The 2,894-nt window shown below is 66.2% G+C and carries 2 protein-coding genes and 1 pseudogene; all 3 read right to left on the bottom strand.

Annotated elements, in window-relative coordinates:
* On the bottom strand, window positions 1–1,315 hold a 1,315-nt coding region (gene sdaAB, locus AC1VS5_RS09480), incomplete at its 3' end, for an L-serine ammonia-lyase, iron-sulfur-dependent subunit beta (RefSeq protein ID WP_481218466.1).
* Between the two features lie 78 nt (window positions 1,316–1,393).
* On the bottom strand, window positions 1,394–2,566 hold the full coding sequence (locus tag AC1VS5_RS09475) for a hypothetical protein (protein WP_481218465.1): 1,173 nt from the start codon (window positions 2,564–2,566) through the stop codon (window positions 1,394–1,396).
* Window positions 2,567–2,581: 15 nt separating this feature from the next.
* Window positions 2,582–2,894: pseudogene (locus tag AC1VS5_RS09470) on the bottom strand (metallophosphoesterase); the annotation flags it as partial.

Here is a 2,894-nt window from a genome sequence, read left to right as displayed (position 1 = left end):
CTTGGCGCGGCGTGCCGCCCTGCATCTGCACGAGCGCGCACGCCGCCATGGCGGCCGCGCTGCCCACCTCGGCCTGGCAGCCGCCCTCCGCGCCTGCAACGCTTGCATTCAGCGTGAGGATGAGCCCTACGGCAGCTGCCGCATAGAGCGCGTCCTGGATCGCGTCCGCATCAAGCCCAAGGGCCTTTGCCGTGGCGAGCACGCATCCGGGCACGACGCCCGCCGAGCCGGCCGTGGGGGCAGCCACGATCACGCCCATGGAAGCGCTGCGCTCGAGCACCGCCATTGCGCGGGCGACGGCTTCGGTTTGGACGGCTCCCATGAGGGCGGGGGCGAAGGCGCCGGCTGCGCCCTGCACTTGCTTGGCCTCTCCGCCGATGAGCCCTCCGAGCGAGCGCCGCGGGCGCTCAAGGGGCTCTGCGGTCTCGGCGTGCATGACCTCGATGACGCGGCTCATAGCGGCGCGGGCCTCGTCTATTCCGATGAGCGCTTCCTCGCGGCGGCGCATGATGCCGCCGATGGTTTGCTGCGCGCCGTCGTTGCCCTCGCAGCAGGCAAGCAGCTCGGCTGCGTTGGCGAATGTGCAGCCCGGGTTTTCCGTTTCGGGCGCACGAACCGTTCCGGGCACGCGGATGAGGGTGGCCACGCGTACGTTCTCGTTTGCGCGGAGCTCGCTGAGCAGCCCTTCCAGTCGCTCGCCCTGCGGAAGCTCGTCGAGCTCGAAGACGGTGTAGGCCGCTCCGCCCCTCTCGGTGCGGTAGGTGCGCATGAAGGCGATGTTCACGTTGTGCTCGGACAGGCGAACCGTGAGCGCTGCAAGCACGCCGGGCGTGTCGCGATGGGTGACGAAGATGGTGTCGTACTCGCCCGTGATATCGACTTCGACCCCGCTCACGCGCGAAAGACGCACGCGGCCGCCGCCAAGGCTTTCTCCTCGCACCGAGCAGGCGCTCCCGCAGGCATCCTCCATCTCGATATCTACGGTGTTGGGATGCAGGTGCTCGTCATCGGCGCCGGGAACGAACTCGAAGGAGAGGCCGCGCTCGCGCGCGAGCTCGAAGGCATCGCGGATGCGCTCGTCGTCTGTGGCAAGTCCCAGGATGCCCGCCACGAGCGCGCGGTCGGTGCCGTGTCCGCGGTACGTGTGTGCGAAGCTGTTATGCAGCACGAAGCGCACGCGCGCGACAGGTGCTTCCATGAGCGAGGCCGCTACCTGCGCGAGGCGGAGCGCCCCTGCGGTATGCGACGATGATGGCCCGACCATGATCGGGCCCAAGATTTCGAATGCGGACGGTGCAGCGGATGTGCCCGACATTGCCCCTCCTTGTGCTGGCGCGAACGAACCGCTCGGATGCGCCGAGCGCGATCGCGTTGATGAACCGAGCCGATTGTATCAAATGGACTGGCGTTGACAGTGCCGGTACCGCGCCATGATGAGCCGCCCGCGCGCTTCGATGCGCAGTGTTGCGCCCTTAAGGTGGGCGACCCCGGCTGGCTCGCTGGGGAATTCCTTATCGAGGTCGACCGGTATGTTCGTACACGCCTGCTCGACATGCGCGTAGGCAGCGATGATGCCATCTGCGTCCTCGTGACGCGCTGCATCTAGGAACGTCTCGACTACCTCGCGCCCCACGCAGTAGAGCCCAAGCTGCGCTGCGCGGATATAGTCGGGAAAGGACATGACCTCCGCGCAGGGCACCTCGGAGCCGTCCGAGAGCTTCCATGTGAACGAGCCCCAGGCGTTGCGAAGCGCTTCGAGGAAGCAATCTTGGCGGTCACCCGTGACGCCGCCGCAGCCTTTCCATGGGTTGAAGGTCCGGCGCGTTCCCGGATGACCGAAGGGTATGAGGCCGAAGTTCCCGATGGTGTGGGTGAGGTCCGTATAGTGCGCGAGCGCCTCGTAGATCTGCGCCTGGTGGACCCGCGGTTGCGCACCAAGCCTCTCGACGATGACCTTCCGCTCGTCGCGGAACAAGGTGGCGAGCCGTGCGGAGTCGCCCTGTGCACCCTCGACGCGCTCCGCGAGCGCAGCGCAGAGCATGTCCTTGTCTGCATCCTGCCCAAGCCCCAGAGCGTCGAGGTCGACGAGCAGTTTCATGAGGCTGAACCACGTCGTTCCCAGTTTGCAGTCTTTGAAACGCAGAGCCACGGAATTCATGACATCGTAGTCTGCAATTGCGTACGGCGCTTCGCTGCTCGCGCTACCTGCGCACCCCGTCGGAAGGACGAGCTCATCTCGTTTCTTGTTAAGATGCAGGCGCATGTTCGTGCCCGTCTCCTGTGCTGCGCCGGCGAGCAGCGCCCGCGCGGCCCGCGATGCTTCGTACTCCGCGCTCTTCTCTCCGCAGTATGTCTGGATCGTGTAAACATTGCAGTGCGCGAACAGCTTATAGACGAGAAACCGCGTCACCGGCCGGTCGCGCAGCGCCTCGTCTAGCGTGCACAGGGCGGGCACCTCATGCGCGAGCAGAACCGCCTTGAAGTCTGCTGCCCAGCCGCCGCGCAGGATGCGCTCGATGCCCGGCGCATCGCATGCCTCGACTCGCGCCGTCTCGGTACGCGTCATGGCGCACCCCCTTTTCTAACCCAAAAACGGCAGAACGTGGATGGTCATCCAATCCCAGATGGTAGCCGGCCAGGGGGTAAGGCCGAGCTCCTCATCGGTGACTGCACGGACGCCCGTGCCCTCCACGAGGAGCATGCTGCCGTCTCCGATAGGCGAGAGATTGCTCTTCAGGCTGAATGTGTCGCAGAACACGAGTCGCGCTCCGGTGCGGACGCCGTCTTCGGCCGGGATGTTCCACAGGTCGATGGATTCCACCGGCGTGTGCCCGACGATTTGGTCGAGTCCCGGAAGCGGGTCGTGCGCGAGTTCCGAGCGGTCCGCCCAGAGG

Source organism: Enorma sp., from assembly GCF_982429025.1.
This window is presented reverse-complemented; position numbering and strand designations above follow the sequence as displayed.

Excerpts from the sequence above, each read along its gene's own strand:
- AC1VS5_RS09475 (WP_481218465.1), bottom strand. The coding sequence starts at position 2,566 with ATGACGCGTACCGAGACGGCGCGAGTCGAGGCATGCGATGCGCCGGGC.